Source organism: Halomonas kalidii, assembly GCF_030010475.1.
GTDB classification, from domain to species: Bacteria; Pseudomonadota; Gammaproteobacteria; order Pseudomonadales; family Halomonadaceae; genus Halomonas; species Halomonas heilongjiangensis.
Genome location: NZ_JASCQN010000022.1, coordinates 1 through 15,417, shown reverse-complemented (window position 1 = coordinate 15,417; position 15,417 = coordinate 1). Strand labels below are relative to the sequence as shown.

The window sequence follows — 15,417 nt, the reverse complement described above, 5'->3', positions numbered from 1 at the left end:
TCGGCGTTCGGCGGGGTCAAGGGGCGCACCGAGCTGCCGGGCTATGTGGAGCGCTACATGAACGGCGAGATCAACATCGACGACTTCATCACCCACGACCTGCCCTTCGAGCAGATCAACGAGGCCTTCGAGCTGCTGCACGCGGGCAAGAGCATCCGTAGCGTGCTGCACTATTGATAGCGCCGCTTTTTAGTCACGCCCGAAGCCGCGTGACGCGCGATGAAAGCAATACGCGCCCGACGCCGCGCGAATGGCACGCGCCCGGGAAGCCGCACGAAGGAAACGCGCCCGAAACCGCGCGAACTGAGCAGGTCGGACGCTCGAGCCGCTAGGAGAACCTACCCATGAGCCTCATGGACATGCTTCAGCGCTGGTTCGGCGCAACGAAGTCCCCCCCACCCAGATCCACCGACAAGCCGGCCGCTGGGCCGGCGCCACCGAGAGCCGGCGCGACACCACCACCATCATCAACCGCTCACTCCTCCACCGCATCGCAAGGAGATACCGCCATGAGCCACCATCTGCACATCCACCCGTCGGTGGACAACGGCGTCCGCCCCGGCAGCGCCAGCTTCGAAGGTGGCACCCTGCACTGCCACTGCCCCGACAACAAGGTCGAGGTGACCGTCGATGCCCAGTGTGCCCACAACCACGTGTGCGGCTGCACCAAGTGCTGGAAGCCCGAGGGCGCGCTGTTCTCGATGGTCGCCGTGGTCCCGCGCGACAAGCTCAGGGTGACCGCCAACGAGGACAAGCTCGAGGTCGTCGACCCCTCCGCCGCCATCCAGCGCCACGCCTGCAAGGGCTGCGGGGTGCACATGTACGGTCGCATCGAGGACACCAACCATCCCTTCCACGGCCTGGACTTCATCCATACCGAGCTCTCGGACGACAGCGGCTGGGCGGCACCGGAGTTCGCCGCCTTCGTCTCCTCGATCATCGAGTCCGGCACCAACCCCGACAACATGGGCGAGGTACGCGGCCGACTCAAGGAGCTGGGGCTCGAGCCCTACGACTGCCTGTCGCCGCCGCTGATGGACGCCATCGCCACCCATACCGCCAAGGCCAAGGGGGTGCTATAGACGCGCGAGAATGCGAGCCATCACAAGACGACCATCACAAGAGAGACTCGGGCCCGCCACTGCGCGGGCCCGGGCGTTTCACGTCCGGTCACTACACCTCGGGCGGGCCGGCAGAGAGACGATCTGACCCAACCGGCTCCTGACGCTCGGGCACCCCCAGGACAGTGAACAGCTCCGTGAGCTTCGGGTCTTCCCGCCTGGCCCGCAGGATCGTGGCATCCTCCACCGAGAAGCGGCCCGTGGTGGCCCGCAGGTATACCGTTCCGGTCGCGTCGTCGACGAAGCGGACCTCCGGCACTTTCGCGATGCACTGCTTGAGGAAGGTGCAGTTCCTGCCGATCGCCAGGGTGTCGCCGCCGGGATAGACCTCCGCCGGGCATGTCGCCCCGGTGTTGATCTTCTTGTAGCGGTCGATGTTGACCAGGCCCAGGGGATCCAGGATGTGAAGCGCCTCGCGGGTACCGTAGGCGATGGTCGTCGGTGGCGTGTGCTTGGGGACGCTGTTGTCCAGGAACACATACTTGAACCGGGGATAGGGGCTGTCCAGCCACTTGAAGAGCAGTCTGGGCATGCCGTCATAGGCTTCCACGCAGTGCCCCAGGAAGTCCGACACCGCCTTGTAGCGTCCCCGCTCCAGCCCCCGCTGCCAGCCCCGCTCCACCGTTGCCTCCGGCGGGGTGATGACGAAATAGATGTACATGGTGGAGACATGTTTCGCATAGGTGTCATCCAGGAGCCGCGACACCCTTTCCGAGGAGAAGCTGTCGAAACGAAACCGGTCGATCAGCAGGTTCGGAATGGTGCGGTCCCGCTGTGCCTTGTCGCGGATGTAGCGGTCCAGCTTGGCATCGATCAGCTTGACCTCCTTGCCCGCCAGGCGGCCGGCATACTTGTAGGCCTCGCCCAGGGCGTCATAGTCGAGCAGGAGGCGACGCCAGATGTCGGGGGTGATGGTCCCGTACTGCTTCGGCTGAATACCCAGGTCCTGCAGGGTGTTTCTCAGGAGGTGCCGCAGGGAGCTCTTGCCGGCCGCCGAGGCCCCCTTGAGGCTGATCAGGATCGGCTCGCTGGCGCAGGGGATCCGGCCGTAACCCTCCTGCTGCATGGCCCGTTCGACATGGGGCGCCACCAGGCGACCGATCAGGCGGCTGCCGAAGTCGTTACAGGCATGCCGGGTGATCAACCTCGCCAACACTTCTCGGTCCACCCCGATATGGCCCTGGACGCCGGCGAGCGAATTCAGGACACGATACGCACTCTTGTAGATGGTCTGTTCCCGTTCGTCCCGGGCGGCCAACCCCTGCTGCTTGATGCCCCTGATCGCGTCATGATGCCGTTCCTGGAGGGAGCGACGATCCGGCTGTTGTCGCGGGGCCGGGCGTTTGCCAAACCACCTGGCCAGGAAGGAGACAGGCTCGGGCTCGGTCGCCACCGGCTCGGGAGTGAAGGCCGCGGCGAGGATGTCACTCACCCTGACGTGTATCGACTCGTACAGTTGGTCATACTCCCGCTGAAACGCCGGCAGATGGGGAGTCAGGTAGTCGGTCAGGATCTTGAGCGTGATGCGGCGAAAGTGCCGCCCCAGGACTTCCTCCTCTTCACCCTCGGACACCACGACATCGGCCGTCACCTGCACGATCAGCTCGTGCAACATCAGGCGCTCCGCCCGGAACGCCACCAACTCCTCCTCCTCGAGCCCGGTTAGGGCTTTCAGTTCAGCCATGTCGGAGAGGCGGGAATAGACGTTGGCCGTTCGATGGATGGTTTCCAGGGCGTGGTAGCGCCCGGGCAGGTCGGCCTCCAGGCCGGGGTTCCACGCCGAAAACTCGGGACCATCTCGATCGGGCATAGGCGTCACGCACGTGTTGCGGTGTTCAGGCAGGATGTTTAGCGGTCATGGAACGACATTGACCGACTTTGCCTCGTGGGGCAATCCCCGCCGGAGCTTGACCGTCGGCACAGTGGCCCTAGTGCGTCACCACGATCGCCGGTCAGTGCCAGCGACGGGAACAGGGTAGTCGCCCCTGAGACCTGGCACCCCTCAGGCGGGACAGCGGCCGGGGATAAAAAACACTGTTTTGCAACTTCCGTGCGGGCCGGTTATGCTCCAGGGGTCAACCTCGAACAGGGACCCCTCGATGAACGGAAGCCATATGCGAATGCTGTCTATCGGTCTGCTGGCCGGCCTGCTGGCCCTGGGACTCACCGGCTGCGGCACCACCACCGGAGAACGTGCGCTGAGCGGTGCCGGCCTGGGAGCGGCCATCGGCGGTGGCACCGCGGCCATGACCGGCGGCAGCATCACCCGGGGAGCGGTGATCGGCGGTGGCCTGGGCGCCGCCGCCGGGGCGGCCACCGACCGGGACGACATCGACCTGAGCCGTCGTCATCGTTACTGACCTCGCCTCCCTCGCCGACGCTGCCAGGCCCANGCAGCGTCGCTTCCGGTCCGTATCCAGCACTCCACTCGCCTGTCTTACATCGCCACTTCCACCGGTTTCACGAGCCGGTCGAACACGCTGTAGGCGAGCTGCATCACCTCACGATGGCTGCCCGCATTGAAGGAGATGAGGTCGGCCTCGGCCAGGTGCGGCGAGACGAACACCTCCAGCTCGAAGAGGTTGCCGAAGGGCGGCATCGCCCCGGGCTCACAATCGGGAAAACGGTCCTCGAAGTCCGCCTCCTTGGCCAGCTCGACCGACTGGGCACCGACGGACCGAGCCAGCCGCTGAAGGTCGACGCGATCGGTGGCCGGCAGGACCGTCAGGGCGAGACGACCATCGATCTCGACCATGACACACTTGGCGAAATGCCGACCGGGCACGTGGGCCGCCTCGGCGACCTCCTGGGCGGTATAGGCCGGAGAATGCTGCTGTATGACGTATTTCACGCCGTTATCGTCGAGAAAGCGTTTGACGCGCGCCATGGACATGGGGATGACCCTCCCGAGGGTCGATCAAGGGGCCTATCATCAGCCTAGTCCGTGTCACCGAGGATGGGGAGGCCGCCACACTGCCACCGGGCAGGGCGCCTCGTGGACCACCTCGTGGGTGACGCTGCCGGCCACCACCTGAGTGAGGCCGCTGCGCCCGTGGGTGGTCATGGCCAGCATGATGTTCTCGCCGTCATCGAGGTAGCTGACGATGGCGTCCGCCGGGTCGCCGTGCAGCACCTCCCAGTCCGCCTCGATACCGTATTTCTGCGATAGCCGACGGGCCAGGTCGTGGAGATAGCCGGACTCCATCACGTCGCCGTCCCGGGGCAAGGCACTGGCGGTCCCGGTCTCGATCACCTGCAGCAGCTGCAGGCGTGCCGCGAAGCGCTCGGCCAGGGCCACGGCATGGGGCAGCATCGCCTCGGAGAGCGACGAGCCATCCACGCAGACCATCACCACCTCCACCCGCCGGTGCCGTTCGGGAGCGTAACGCGGCCCGCACAAGAACAGCGGTCGGCGGGCGCGGCGCACCACCCCGGCGGTCACGCTGCCGATCAGCAGCTCGGGCACCGGCCGGCGCCCGTGGGCGCTCATGCACAGGCCGACCTCCTCCCGGTCCACCAGGTCGGCCAGGGTGTCCTTGGCGCTGCCGTTCACCACCACCTCGATGGCCACGGGCCCGCCCTCGCCGACCAGGCGAGCCGCCAGCGCCTGCCGCCGTGGCTCGACCTGCCCCGCCTCGGCGACGACCGAGACGACCGACAGCGAGGCCCCCGGCTGCTCGGCCAGGTGCCGTCCCAGCGCCAGGCCCCGCAATGAATGGTCGGTTTCATCCATGGCCACGTAGAAGGTATGCATCTTGGTTCTCCTCGATCGGTCCTGGCCGGCGCTCCGGATGGCGCTCCCGAGGATCAGGACCGTTGTTTCTCGGACGCCGTGGAGGCGTCACGCCCCCGTGGCAGCGCGAAGGGACGGTGCAGCAGCTGGTAGGCCAGGGCCCCCACCACCACGCCCCAGAAGGCCGAGCCCAGGCCCAGGAAGCTGATCCCCGAGGCGGTGGCGATGAAGGTGATCACCGAGGCCTCCAGGTGATCCTTGTGGGCGGCGAAGGCGCTGACGTTGCTGGTGATGGCGCCGATCAGCGCCAGGCCCGCCAGCACCGCCACGAACTCCCCGGGCAGCGAGGTGAAGAGCAGCACGATGGTGCCGGCGAAGGTGCCACCCACCAGGTAGAAGACCCCGTTGGCCACTCCGGCCACGTAGCGCTTGTCGGGGTCCTCGTGGGCCTCCTTGCTGGTGCAGATGGCGGCGGTGATGGCCGCCACCACCGTGGTGATGCCGCCGAAGAAGGCGGTCCCGAAGGAGGTCAGGCTGGTGATGGTGACGATCGGCCTGGCCGGCGTGGCGTAGCCCGAGGTACGCAGGATCGCCATGCCCGGCAGGAACTGCCCGGTGAGACTGACCAGCACCAGCGGGATCGCCAGGCTCAGGGTGGCGTTCCAGGTCCAGTCGGGGCGGATGAACGCCGGCTCGGCCAGCCGGATCGAGACGCCGTGCAGGCTCGCCCCCTCCAGCACCACCGCCAGCACCACGCCGACGATCAGCAGCAGGATCAGGCTGTAGCGCGGATTGAGCCGCTTGAAGACCAGGTAGGCGATGATCATGCCGATGGCCAGCGCCGGCACCGACTCCAGGGAGACGAAGATCCCGACCCCGAACTGGAAGAGGATGCCTGCCATCATGGCGCTGGCGATGCCCGGCGGGATCGCCTGGACGATGCGGTCGAAGGAGCCGGTGATGCCGACCACGAAGAGGATCACCGCCGCGGTGAGATAGGCGCCCACGGCCTCGTTGAGCGAGAGCCCGGGAAAGAGGGTGACCAGCAGTGCCGTGCCCGGCGCCGACCAGGCGGTGACCACCGGGACCCTGAGCCACAGGCTGAGCAGGATGCCCGAGACGGCGGCCCCCATGGAGATCGCCCAGACCCAGGAGGTCATCATGGCACTCGAGATCTCCGCGCTCTGGGCCGCCTGGAAGAAGATCGCCAGAGGGCCCGAGTAGGAGATCAGCACCGCCACGAAGCCGGCGGTCAGGGCGGGGATCGACCAGTCCTTGTGCAGTTGCATGAAACGTCTCTCCGTCATACCTCAGGCGACGCCGAGGTGCGTATCGAGAATCGACGGATCCTCCCTGAGCCCCCGGGAGTCGCCGCTGTAGACCACCTCGCCCTTGACCAGCAGGAGGTGGCGGTCGGCCACCTCCAGCAGGTTGTCGATGTTCTTGTCGACGATGATGCTGGCGATGCCGGATGCCTTGATCTCGCGGATGATCTTCCAGATCTCGTTGCGGATCAGCGGCGCCAGCCCCTCGGTGGCCTCGTCGAGGATGATCAGGTCAGGGTTGGTGGTCAGCGCACGACCGATGGAGAGCATCTGCTGCTCGCCTCCGGAGAGGAAGGAGCCATCGTGGTTGATGCGTTGGCCGAGCCGCGGGAAGGTGTCCAGCACCCGCTCCAGGGTCCAGGGCGTCGCGCCGTGCGCGTTGGGGCGCGCCGCCATGATCAGATGCTCGCGCACGCTGATGCCGGGGAAGATGCCGCGGCCCTCCGGCACGTAGCCGATGCCCTGGCGGATCAGCTGCCAGGGACGGCGCTTCGCAGTGGCCTGCCCCTTGATGCTGACCTCGCCCCGACGCGGCGGCACGAAGCCGAGGATCGACTTCAGCGTCGTGGTCTTGCCCATGCCGTTGCGGCCCATCAGGCTCAGGGTCTCGCCGGGCAACAGGGTCAGGTCGACCCCATGCAGGACATGGCTCTCGCCATAGTAGGTATGCAGGCCCCGCGCCTCGATCAGCGGCGCGGCGGCCTGCTCGGTGGGAAGTGGCTGGACGGCAGTCATGCGTGTGCCTCCTCGTGGTGGCGGCCGAGATAGACGTCCCGCACCCTCTCACTGGCGCGGATCTGAGCGGTGGGACCGGTCTCCAGCACGCAGCCGTCGACCATCACGGTGATGCGATCGGCCAGGCGGAACACCGAGTCCATGTCGTGCTCGATCAGCACCAGCGGATAGCGGTCCGCCAGGCCCTTGAGCAGCTCGGTAACCTGGTCGGTCTCCTCGCGGCCCATGCCCGCCATGGGCTCGTCGAGCAGCATCAGCCTGGGCGCGGTGGCCAGCACCATGGCGATCTGCAGCTGGCGCTGCTCGCCGTAGCTCATGGCCGAGGCCGGCGTGTAGGCACGCTGCACCAGCTGGCAGGTCTCCAGCGCCTGCAGCGCCCGCTCGATCACCTCCCTGGCCTGCTGCCGGGAGCGCCAGCTGCCGAACACACCGCCCATGTGGATGCGCGCGGCCAGCTGGCAATTCTGCAGGCAGGTGAGGCGCGGGAAGATATTGGTCTTCTGGTGGCTACGGCCGATGCCCAGGCGGGCGATCTGGCGCGCCTTCCTGCCCTGGATGGGCCGGCCCTGGAAGAGGATCTCGCCCTCGGACGGAGGAAACTCCCCGGACAGCAGGTTGATCAGGGTACTCTTGCCGGCGCCGTTGGGCCCCAGGATGGCGTGGATCTCCCCTTCGCAAAGGTCGAAGTCGACGTCATTGACCGCCACCAAGCCGCCGAAGCGACGGGTCAGGCCTCGGGTTCGAAGCAAAGCAGTCTGAAGCGGAGAGGTCTGCGGCATGGTCGTGCTCATGGCTTAGCCCTCCCGGCGCGATGCAGTGGCGGCCGGCTTGACGGCCTCGGAGGTTGGAGCGGCCTGGCCAGGCTTCAGCCACCCGAGCAGCGGCGACTTGGCCAGGCTGGCCCGGCTCGGCGGATCGATGATCAGCCCGGCGATGCCCCGGGGCAGGATCAGTACCGCCAGGATGATGGTGATCCCCATCAGGATCGGCCAGTGGGTGGTCAGGTGCTCGAAGGCGTGCTGGAGGATCTCATAGGCGAAGGCTCCTAGGATCGGGCCGAAGATGGTGCCCATGCCGCCCAGGATCAGCATCATCAGCACCTCGCCGGAGGCGTGCCAGCCGAGCTGTGCGGGGTTGGCGAAGCCGTACTGCATGGCCGCCAGCATGCCGGCGATGGAGGCCATCACCCCGGAGATCACGAAGGCGACCAGCTTGTAGTGGCTGGTGGCATAGCCCAGCGCTTCCATGCGGTGCTCGTTGTCATGGATGCCGTCGAGCACCTGGCCATAGAAGGAGCGGGTCAGCCAGCGCAGGAAGAGGTAGCCGGCCACCACCAGGGCCAGGCAGAGGTAGAAGAAGGTCAGCGGGTTGTCGAGGTTCAGCAGCACGGCTCCGCCGACCTCCACGCTGGGTCGGAACATGATGAAGACCCCGTCCGTGCCCCCGGTATGCCGGGAGGTGTTGACGAAGTAGTAGAGCATCTGGCCGAAGGCCAGGGTGGTCATGATGAAGAAGATGCCCCGGGTGCGGATCACCAGGAAGCCCACCACCAGGGCGGCCAGGGCCGCGACCAGCATCACCAGCGGGGCCATCCACCAGATGGCGGCCGGGCTGAAGGCGGGGCTGGCCAGGGCCAGGGTGTAGGCGCCGAGGCCGAAGAACAGGGCGTGGCCGAGGCTGACCAGGCCGACGACGCCCACCAGCAGATCCAGGCTCATGGCGAACAGCGCCAGGATCAGCATCAGGGTCAGTTTCTCCATCAGGAAGTCGCTCTGGGCGCCGAACACGGCGGGGCCCCAGAGCGGGAAGACGGCGACGATGGCGGTCAGCACCAGCATGATGATGACGACGCGCTTGGGATAGGTATGCAACATGATGGGACTCCCTCAGGCGAACAGCCCACGTGGCTTGACCAGCAGCACGGCGGCCATGATCAGGTAGATGACCATGCTGGCCAGGCTCGGGATCAGCACCGCCCCGAAGGTCTCGGCCATGCCGATCAGGATCGCGCCCCAGAAGGCGCCCTTGATCGACCCGATGCCGCCGATGACGACGACGACGAAGCAGGTGATGAGGATGCTGTCGCCCATCCCCGGGGCGATGGAGGTGAGCGGGGCGGCGATCATCCCGGCGAAGGCGGTGAGCGCCACGCCGACGCTGAAGATCAGGGTGAAGAGGGTGCGTACGTTGATGCCGAGCCCCTCCACCATGTCGCGGTTCACCGCACCGGCGCGGATGATGATGCCCAGCCGGGTATGCCGGATCACCCAATAGATGACCCCGGCCAGCGCCAGGCAGACGCCCATCACGAACAGCCGATAGTGGGAGTACTGCAGGTTGTCGGTGAGCTGGATGCGCCCGCTGAACGGCTCGGGCACCGGCACGCTGTGCACGTCGCCGCCCCAGACGATGCGCTGGGCCTCGTTGAGCACCAGGATCAGGCCGAAGGTCAGCAGCACCTGGTAGAGATGGTCGCGCTTGTAGAGGGTGTCGAGGAACAGCCGCTCGATGAGCAGGCCGAGCGCCACAGCGACGGGAATGGCCACCAGGATGGCCAGCCAGAAGTTGCCGAGGCGAAAGGTCAGGTCGTAGACCAGGTAGGCCCCGATCATGTACATGGCGCCATGGGCCAGGTTGATGATGCCCATGATGCCGAAGATGAGCGTCAGGCCGCTGGCGATCAAAAACAGCAGCAGGCCGTACTGCAGCCCGTTGAGCAGCTGCACGCCGAAGAATGCGAGATCCATGGAAGATCCCTCCGGAAATACGCGATGAAGGGGCGAGCGGTGCCCGCCCCACGGTCATGACATGCCGGCCTTACATACGGCAGGCGTCGTCGGGCACCTCGAGGTTTTCGAAGGCGATGCCCTGGACCTCGTGCCGGCCGTTGCGGATCTCGCGCAGGTAGATGTTCTGGATCGGATGGTGGGAGCCGGAGAAGCGCAGTGGGCCGCGCGGGCTGTCGAGCTGCACGCTGGACAGGGCCTCGATCAGCCGGTCCTGGTCCCCGGTGTCGCCGCCCACCGCTTCCATGGCTTGCAGCAGCAGCATGCCGGTATCGTAGCCCTGTACCGCATAGGCGTCGGGCAGCTCACCATAGGCGTCCCGATAGGCCTCGACGAAGGCACGGTTCTGCGGGGTGTCGAGGGTCTCGGCATAGTGCAGGGTGGTCATCACGCCCTCACCCGCCTCGCCGATCGCCGCCAGGTTGCCTTCGGTGAGGAAGCCCGAGCCGAGCAGCGGGATCGAGTCCTTGAGGCCGGACGCCGCATAGTCACGCACGAAGCTCACGCCCCCGCCGCCGGCGAAGAAGGTGTAGACGGCATCCGGGCGCAGGCTGGCGATCTGGGCCAGATAGCTCTGGAACTCGGTGCCCGGAAAGGGCACCAGGATCTGCTCGGTGATCTCGCCGCCTGCCTCGGTGAAGGCCTGCTCGAAGCCGGCGAGATCCTCCTTGCCGCCGGCGTAGTCCCAGGTGATGGTGACGACCCTGCGGTGGCCTCGGTCGTAGGCCACCTTGCCCATCGGGTAGCTGTCCTGCCACATGCTGTGGGAGGTGCGGAAGACATTGGGCATGCACAGTTCGTTGGTGGCCGCGCCCAGGCCGGCATTGGGAATGATGGTCACGGCGCCGGTCTGCTGGGCCACGCGCAGCATGCCCATGGCCACCCCGGAGTGCACCGGGCCGATGACGAAGTCGACGTTGTCGCCGCGCACCAGGCGGCTCATGTTCTGCGGCGCCTTGGAGGGATTCGCCTCGGAATCGAGCTTCACGTACTCCACGTCCCGACCGCCCAGCTGGTTGCCGTGCTGGCTCATGGCCAGCTCCAGGCCGTTGGTGATCGCCTCGCCCAGCGCCGTGTAGGTGCCGGTATAGGGCAGCATCAGGCCGAGCTTGACGGGGTCATCACTGGCAGTGGCGGCACCGGCCAGGGTCAGGCCGGCACTGATCAGGGAAGCGAGGGCGGTCTTCTTGAAGGTCGTTTTCATTGTGTTCACCAGGGGGTCTTGTTGGTATTGGGCCGATGGTGACGCTGGCGATGTCACGGTGATCGGTCACGGATCGTTGTCGTGCGCGGCATCCCTGCCGCCTGACGGTCGTCCCTCCGCACCGGATCAGACGTGGTAGACGTCGATGACCTGGTGGATGTAGTCGTTGTTGAGCTGGATCACCTTGCGGGTGATCAGCGGCGTCTCGCTCGACACGTCCAGGGTGTAGAAGGAGGTCCCGAAGAACGTCTGGGTCTCCTTGTAGCGGTGGTTCAGGGTCTGCCAGTTGAAGCGCAGCTCCACCCGGTCACCCTCCTCCCCGAGCACCTCCAGGTTGCTGATCAGGTGCGTGGTGCGCGGCTCCGGCGTGCTCGCCCCCGAGCGCTCGGTCTTGATCCGGTAGACCCGGTCCTCTAGCCCCTCGCGGTTCGGGTAGTAGATCAGCGAGATCTCGGACTCGGGGTCTTCGGTCAGCCGATCGTCGTCGTCCCAGGCCGGCATCCAGAACACCGCATCCTGGCGGTAGCACTCCAGCCACTCGTCCCACTGGCGGTCATCGAGCAGCCGTGCCTCGCGGTATAGAAAGGCCTGGATCTCTTGATAGCTAAGGCTCATCTCGTCTTCTCCCCTCTTTACAGTCGCTGGCCGCTCAGGCGGATTCGGTGGCGATAAACTGGCCGCGCTCTTTCTCGATGGCGCGCAGCATCTCCTCGACCCAGTGCTTGTGGTGCAGCACGTAGATCCCCTCGTCCTCCGGGGAGGCCCCGCTGAGCAGCGGCTTCATGTCGATCGCCTTGGCGTTGTCGTCGGCGCCCTCGATCCACTGCTTGGCGCCCCGCGACAGATCGTTCCACTCCGCCAGCGCCCCTTCGTAGCCGGTCTGGCAGCCGCGGAACTCCTCCAGGTCGTCCGGCGTGCCCATGCCGCTGACATTGAAGAAGTCCTCGTACTGGCGAATGCGCACGCGGCGGTTCTCGGCGGACTCGCCCTTGGGCGCGAAGCAGTAGATGGTCACTTCCGTCTTGTCCACGGCCAGCGGGCGCATCACCCGGATCTGGGTGGAGAACTGATCCATCAGGTAGACATTGGGGTAGAGGCAGAGGTTACGGGTCTGGTTGACGATGGAGTCGGCCCGGGCCTCGCCGAGTTCGGCCTCGATCTCATCCTTGCGGGTATGGACCGGACGCACTTCGGGGTTGAGCAGGCGGGTCCACAGCATGATGTGGCCGTTCTCATAGCAGTAGAAACCGCCCTGGCTCTTCGACCAGCCGTTGGCATCCACCGCCTTGGTGCCGCCGGCGTCGTAGTTGCGGCGGTCCATGGTCGAGGCGTAGTTCCAGTGCACGGTGCTGACGTGGTAGCCGTCGGCGCCGTTCTCGGCCTGCAGCTTCCAGTTGCCATTGAAGGTGTAGGAGGAGGTGCCGCGCAGTACCTCGAGGCCTTCCGGCGCCTGGTCGACGATATTGTCGATGACCTTGGTGGTCTCGCCGAGGTATTCCTCGAGTGGCAGCACGTCGTCGTTGAGGCTGCCGAACAGGAAGCCCTTGTAGCTCTCGAAGCGCGGCACCCGCGTGAGGTCGTGGGAGCCCTCCTGCTTGAAGCCCTCCGGGTAGGCGCCGGTCTTCTCGTTCTTGGCCTTGAGCAGCTTGCCGTCGTTCTTGAAGGTCCAGCCGTGGAAGGGGCAGGTGAAGGTGCCCTTGTTGCCGCGCTTGCGGCGGCACAGGGTGGCGCCGCGGTGGGCGCAGGCGTTGATCAGCGCATGCAGCTCGCCGGCCTTGTCGCGGGTGATCACCACCGGCTGGCGACCCATGGTCACCGTCATGTAGTCGCCCGGCTCGCTGATCTGGCTCTCGTGGGCCAGGAACAGCCAATTGCCTTCGAAGATGTGCTTCATCTCCAGGTCGAAGAATTCGCGGTCGGTGAACATGCTGCGGTGGCAGCGGAAGATGCCGGCCTCGGCGTCGTCGACGACGGCACCGCGCACGCGCTTCTCGAGTTGATCAAGCTTGCTGGTCATGATCGGACTCCTGATGTCTCGGTAGAGACTCTGGTTGGGCCAACACGTCTCGTTCTGTCGGAAGCCCAGGCTTCCCCAACCCATGGCGGCAGCGCCATGGCGAGACATGCATTCTGGGAATCGGGGGGAGCGCCGGCCGGCGGCCGACGCGGGGGTTCATGCCAGGGCTCAGACCCTGGCGGTAGCGGCCAGCTGGCTGCTGGCGTCCTGCTCGTCTTCCTTGGCCCGCGGGCGAGCGTGGCGCACCTGCAGCTCGGGGGCATCGGTCCTGGCCAGCTCGACGTCGAACACCACCTCGGCGAAGGGGCCGTCCAGTTCGCGCCTGGCGATCTCGCCCTGGTCCTCGATGCGGTTCGCGGGCACCACCAGCTCCTCGCGGGTGGCGAAGGCGAAGTCGTCCCAGGTGTAGGGGTCGCCGGCCAGGTTGATCTGGGTGGTCAGGTGCTGGTGGCCCGGCGCCGAGATGAAGTAGTGGATGTGCGCCGGACGCTCGCCGTGACGGCCCAGGGACTTGAGCACCACGTCGGTCGGGGCGCCTTCCGGCACGCCGTAGCCGGAGGGGATGATGCTGCGCGCGGTGTAGCGGCCTTCCGCGTCGGTGACGATGGTGCGACGCAGGTTGTACTCGCTCTGGGTCGGGTCGAAGAAGGAGTAGCCGCCCCTGGAGTTGGCGTGCCAGATCTCGACCTTGGCGCCGGCGACCGGGGTGCCGTCGACGTCACGCACCTGGCCGGTCAGCCACATGGTCTCGCCGTCCGGGTCCTGGCCGTCGTCCATGCGCGCGAAGCCCTCGGCCTCCGGGGCGCCGGCCACGTAGAGCGGGCCCTCGATAGTGCGCGGGGTGCCGCCGGTGCGCTTGGCCTCGGCGTCGATGGCGTCCTGGCGCATGTCCAGGAAGTGGTCGAAGCCGAGCCCCGGCGACAGCAGGCCGAACTGGGTCTGGCCGCCCAGGGCGTTGAGCAGGCTGACGGCGGACCAGTACTCCTCGGGGGTGACGTCGAAGTCGTCGATCAGCTTGAACAGATCGGAGAGCAGGCGGTGCATGATCTGCTTGGCGCGTTCGTTGCCGCCCGCCTGGTCGAAGCCGGCGATGGTCTTGAGGAAGTCCTGGACGTCGGGGGTATCGAAGATCTTCACGGTCATGATGGTGTACTCTCATTTTGTGATCTCGGAGTTGATTCTGGCCAGCGGAGCAACCTGCCACCAATATCGAATGGGTTCCCTTCCATACCTCCTGGGTATTGCTTGGAAGCGGCCGCCGCGTGTCGTCGGGTACCGCTACCGCCTCCCTGGGCCACGGATACCAGCCTTGTTTTTCATGCACTTGAAGAACGCATGTGGCCACCGGAGGGATACCTGCGGAGCAGACTGCCCCATGCCGAGCCATTCCAGATCCCGCATGAGGGGCCTCGCATGCCCCGCGCCATGCGGTTCCTGGCCCCGGAGAGCGTCCCCGATGCCTCCCCCGGGCTTCGTTATCCTGCAAAATTGCGACAAAAGAATAACAAGGCCACCCCACCGACCACTTGGCCCGCCTCCTCCGGCGCGCACGCAAAAAAGCCCGTGCTGCGCAGGCAGGCACGGGCCAAGGAGGATGCCAGTCGGAAGCATCGTTCAGGGGATGGCTCACCCCCCCTGTTTGGCGACCCGACGCTCGAAGATGAACTCGAAGTCCCTGATCTCGAAGATCAGCGAGATGAAGACGCCCAGCACCAGCGCCCAGAAGGACGAGCCGATGCCCAGGATCTGCAGGCCGGAGGCGGCGATCAGGAAGGAGAACAGCCCCCCCATCTCGTGCTTGCCCGAGAACGCCATGTGCATCGCCGAGGTGATCACGCGGAGCAGGGCCAGGCCGGCGATGATGGCGATGAAGTAGCCCGGCATGGCCTCGATCAGGCTGACCACGAAACCGTAGAAGGGGGCAGCCACCACGAAGATCGCCCCGGCGATCACCGCCGCCACCCAGCGCTTGTCGCGATCGCCGGCCTCCGGTGAGGAGCAGATGCCGGTCATCGGCGCCGCGATGCAGGTGCTGTGCAGGTTGAAGAAGGCCGAGATCATGGTGCCGACGCCGCCCACCGCGGTGATGGCGTTGGCCGGCACCTCCTTGTAGCCCATGCCCTTGACCAGCCCCACCCCGGCGGGGGTCTCCATGCCCACCAGGATGAGGGCCAGCGGCAGGCCGTAGGCCAGGAAGGCGCCCAGGGTGAACTCCGGGACGATGAACTCGGGGAAGGTCACCGAGAACGCCACGCCGGAGAAGTCGACTCCGGAGTAGGCCATGTAGGCGATGCCGGCCAGCATGGCGACGATCAGCGGCGGCACCCGGCGCAGCAGGCGCGCCGAGAAGAAGAAGGCCAGGATCATGATCGCCGCCGGCAGCATGGCGTTCTCCAGCGGCGCCACCATGTTGAGCCCGAACTTGAGCAGGATGCCGGCCACCATGCCCATCACGATCGGCATCGGGATCAGCTTCATGACGATGCCCATCACCCC

At 66.4% G+C, this 15,417-nt stretch carries 15 protein-coding genes and 1 pseudogene; 3 read left to right on the top strand and 13 right to left on the bottom strand.

The features are described 5' to 3' along the window. Positions 1–177 (top strand): annotated as a pseudogene (locus tag QLQ85_RS04435) (S-(hydroxymethyl)glutathione dehydrogenase); the annotation flags it as partial. A 332-nt stretch (positions 178–509) separates the two neighbouring features. After that, positions 510–1,082 carry an S-(hydroxymethyl)glutathione synthase gene (gfa, locus tag QLQ85_RS04430; RefSeq protein ID WP_282737891.1) on the top strand — a complete coding sequence of 191 codons (573 nt, stop codon included), beginning with the start codon at positions 510–512 and terminating at the stop codon, positions 1,080–1,082. A gap of 91 nt (positions 1,083–1,173) precedes the next feature. On the opposite strand, the gene QLQ85_RS04425 is transcribed toward gfa, so the two are convergent. Next, entirely contained in the window at positions 1,174–2,931 is a 1,758-nt protein-coding gene (locus QLQ85_RS04425; protein WP_282737890.1) for a DEAD/DEAH box helicase family protein, read from the bottom strand. Between the two features lie 310 nt (positions 2,932–3,241). Here QLQ85_RS04425 and QLQ85_RS04420 point away from each other — a divergent pair, with 310 nt between their 5' ends. Continuing rightward, entirely contained in the window at positions 3,242–3,481 is a 240-nt protein-coding gene (locus tag QLQ85_RS04420; RefSeq protein WP_282737892.1) for a hypothetical protein, read from the top strand. Positions 3,482–3,558: 77 nt separating this feature from the next. Here QLQ85_RS04420 and QLQ85_RS04415 read toward each other — a convergent pair whose 3' ends face one another. From QLQ85_RS04415 to QLQ85_RS04360, 12 genes are all read right to left on the bottom strand, one after another. Next, the gene (locus QLQ85_RS04415; protein ID WP_282737889.1) at positions 3,559–4,014 is read right to left on the bottom strand and encodes an aminoacyl-tRNA deacylase; all 456 of its coding nucleotides are present in this window, start codon (positions 4,012–4,014) and stop codon (positions 3,559–3,561) included. Between the two features lie 54 nt (positions 4,015–4,068). Continuing rightward, complete coding sequence (locus QLQ85_RS04410) at positions 4,069–4,875, bottom strand: universal stress protein (protein WP_282737888.1); 807 nt, start codon at positions 4,873–4,875, stop codon at positions 4,069–4,071. Positions 4,876–4,928: 53 nt separating this feature from the next. Next, the gene (locus QLQ85_RS04405) at positions 4,929–6,143 is read right to left on the bottom strand and encodes a benzoate/H(+) symporter BenE family transporter (protein ID WP_282737887.1); all 1,215 of its coding nucleotides are present in this window, start codon (positions 6,141–6,143) and stop codon (positions 4,929–4,931) included. Between the two features lie 21 nt (positions 6,144–6,164). Continuing rightward, entirely contained in the window at positions 6,165–6,914 is a 750-nt protein-coding gene (locus tag QLQ85_RS04400; RefSeq protein ID WP_282737886.1) for an ABC transporter ATP-binding protein, read from the bottom strand. After that, positions 6,911–7,705 (bottom strand): ABC transporter ATP-binding protein, encoded by a 795-nt coding sequence (locus QLQ85_RS04395; protein ID WP_282737885.1) that lies wholly within the window; start codon positions 7,703–7,705, stop codon positions 6,911–6,913. Before QLQ85_RS04395 ends, QLQ85_RS04400 begins: the two co-directional genes overlap by 4 nt. 3 nt (positions 7,706–7,708) lie before the next feature. After that, positions 7,709–8,788: a branched-chain amino acid ABC transporter permease gene (locus QLQ85_RS04390; RefSeq protein WP_282737884.1), complete on the bottom strand. Its 1,080-nt coding sequence runs from the start codon at positions 8,786–8,788 to the stop codon at positions 7,709–7,711. 12 nt (positions 8,789–8,800) lie between these two features. Then, the gene (locus tag QLQ85_RS04385; protein WP_282737883.1) at positions 8,801–9,661 is read right to left on the bottom strand and encodes a branched-chain amino acid ABC transporter permease; all 861 of its coding nucleotides are present in this window, start codon (positions 9,659–9,661) and stop codon (positions 8,801–8,803) included. A 70-nt stretch (positions 9,662–9,731) separates the two neighbouring features. Next, a complete protein-coding gene (locus QLQ85_RS04380) occupies positions 9,732–10,904 on the bottom strand; it encodes an ABC transporter substrate-binding protein (protein WP_282737882.1) in 1,173 nt (390 codons plus the stop codon). Between the two features lie 126 nt (positions 10,905–11,030). Beyond that, positions 11,031–11,519, bottom strand: a complete 489-nt coding sequence (gene benB / locus QLQ85_RS04375; protein ID WP_282737881.1) for a benzoate 1,2-dioxygenase small subunit — start codon at positions 11,517–11,519, stop codon at positions 11,031–11,033. Between the two features lie 34 nt (positions 11,520–11,553). Then, entirely contained in the window at positions 11,554–12,921 is a 1,368-nt protein-coding gene (locus QLQ85_RS04370) for a Rieske 2Fe-2S domain-containing protein (RefSeq protein WP_282737880.1), read from the bottom strand. Between the two features lie 168 nt (positions 12,922–13,089). Beyond that, on the bottom strand, positions 13,090–14,064 hold the full coding sequence (gene catA, locus QLQ85_RS04365; RefSeq protein WP_282737879.1) for a catechol 1,2-dioxygenase: 975 nt from the start codon (positions 14,062–14,064) through the stop codon (positions 13,090–13,092). Positions 14,065–14,547: 483 nt separating this feature from the next. Further along, on the bottom strand, positions 14,548–15,417 hold an 870-nt coding region (locus QLQ85_RS04360), incomplete at its 5' end, for a benzoate/H(+) symporter BenE family transporter (protein WP_282737878.1).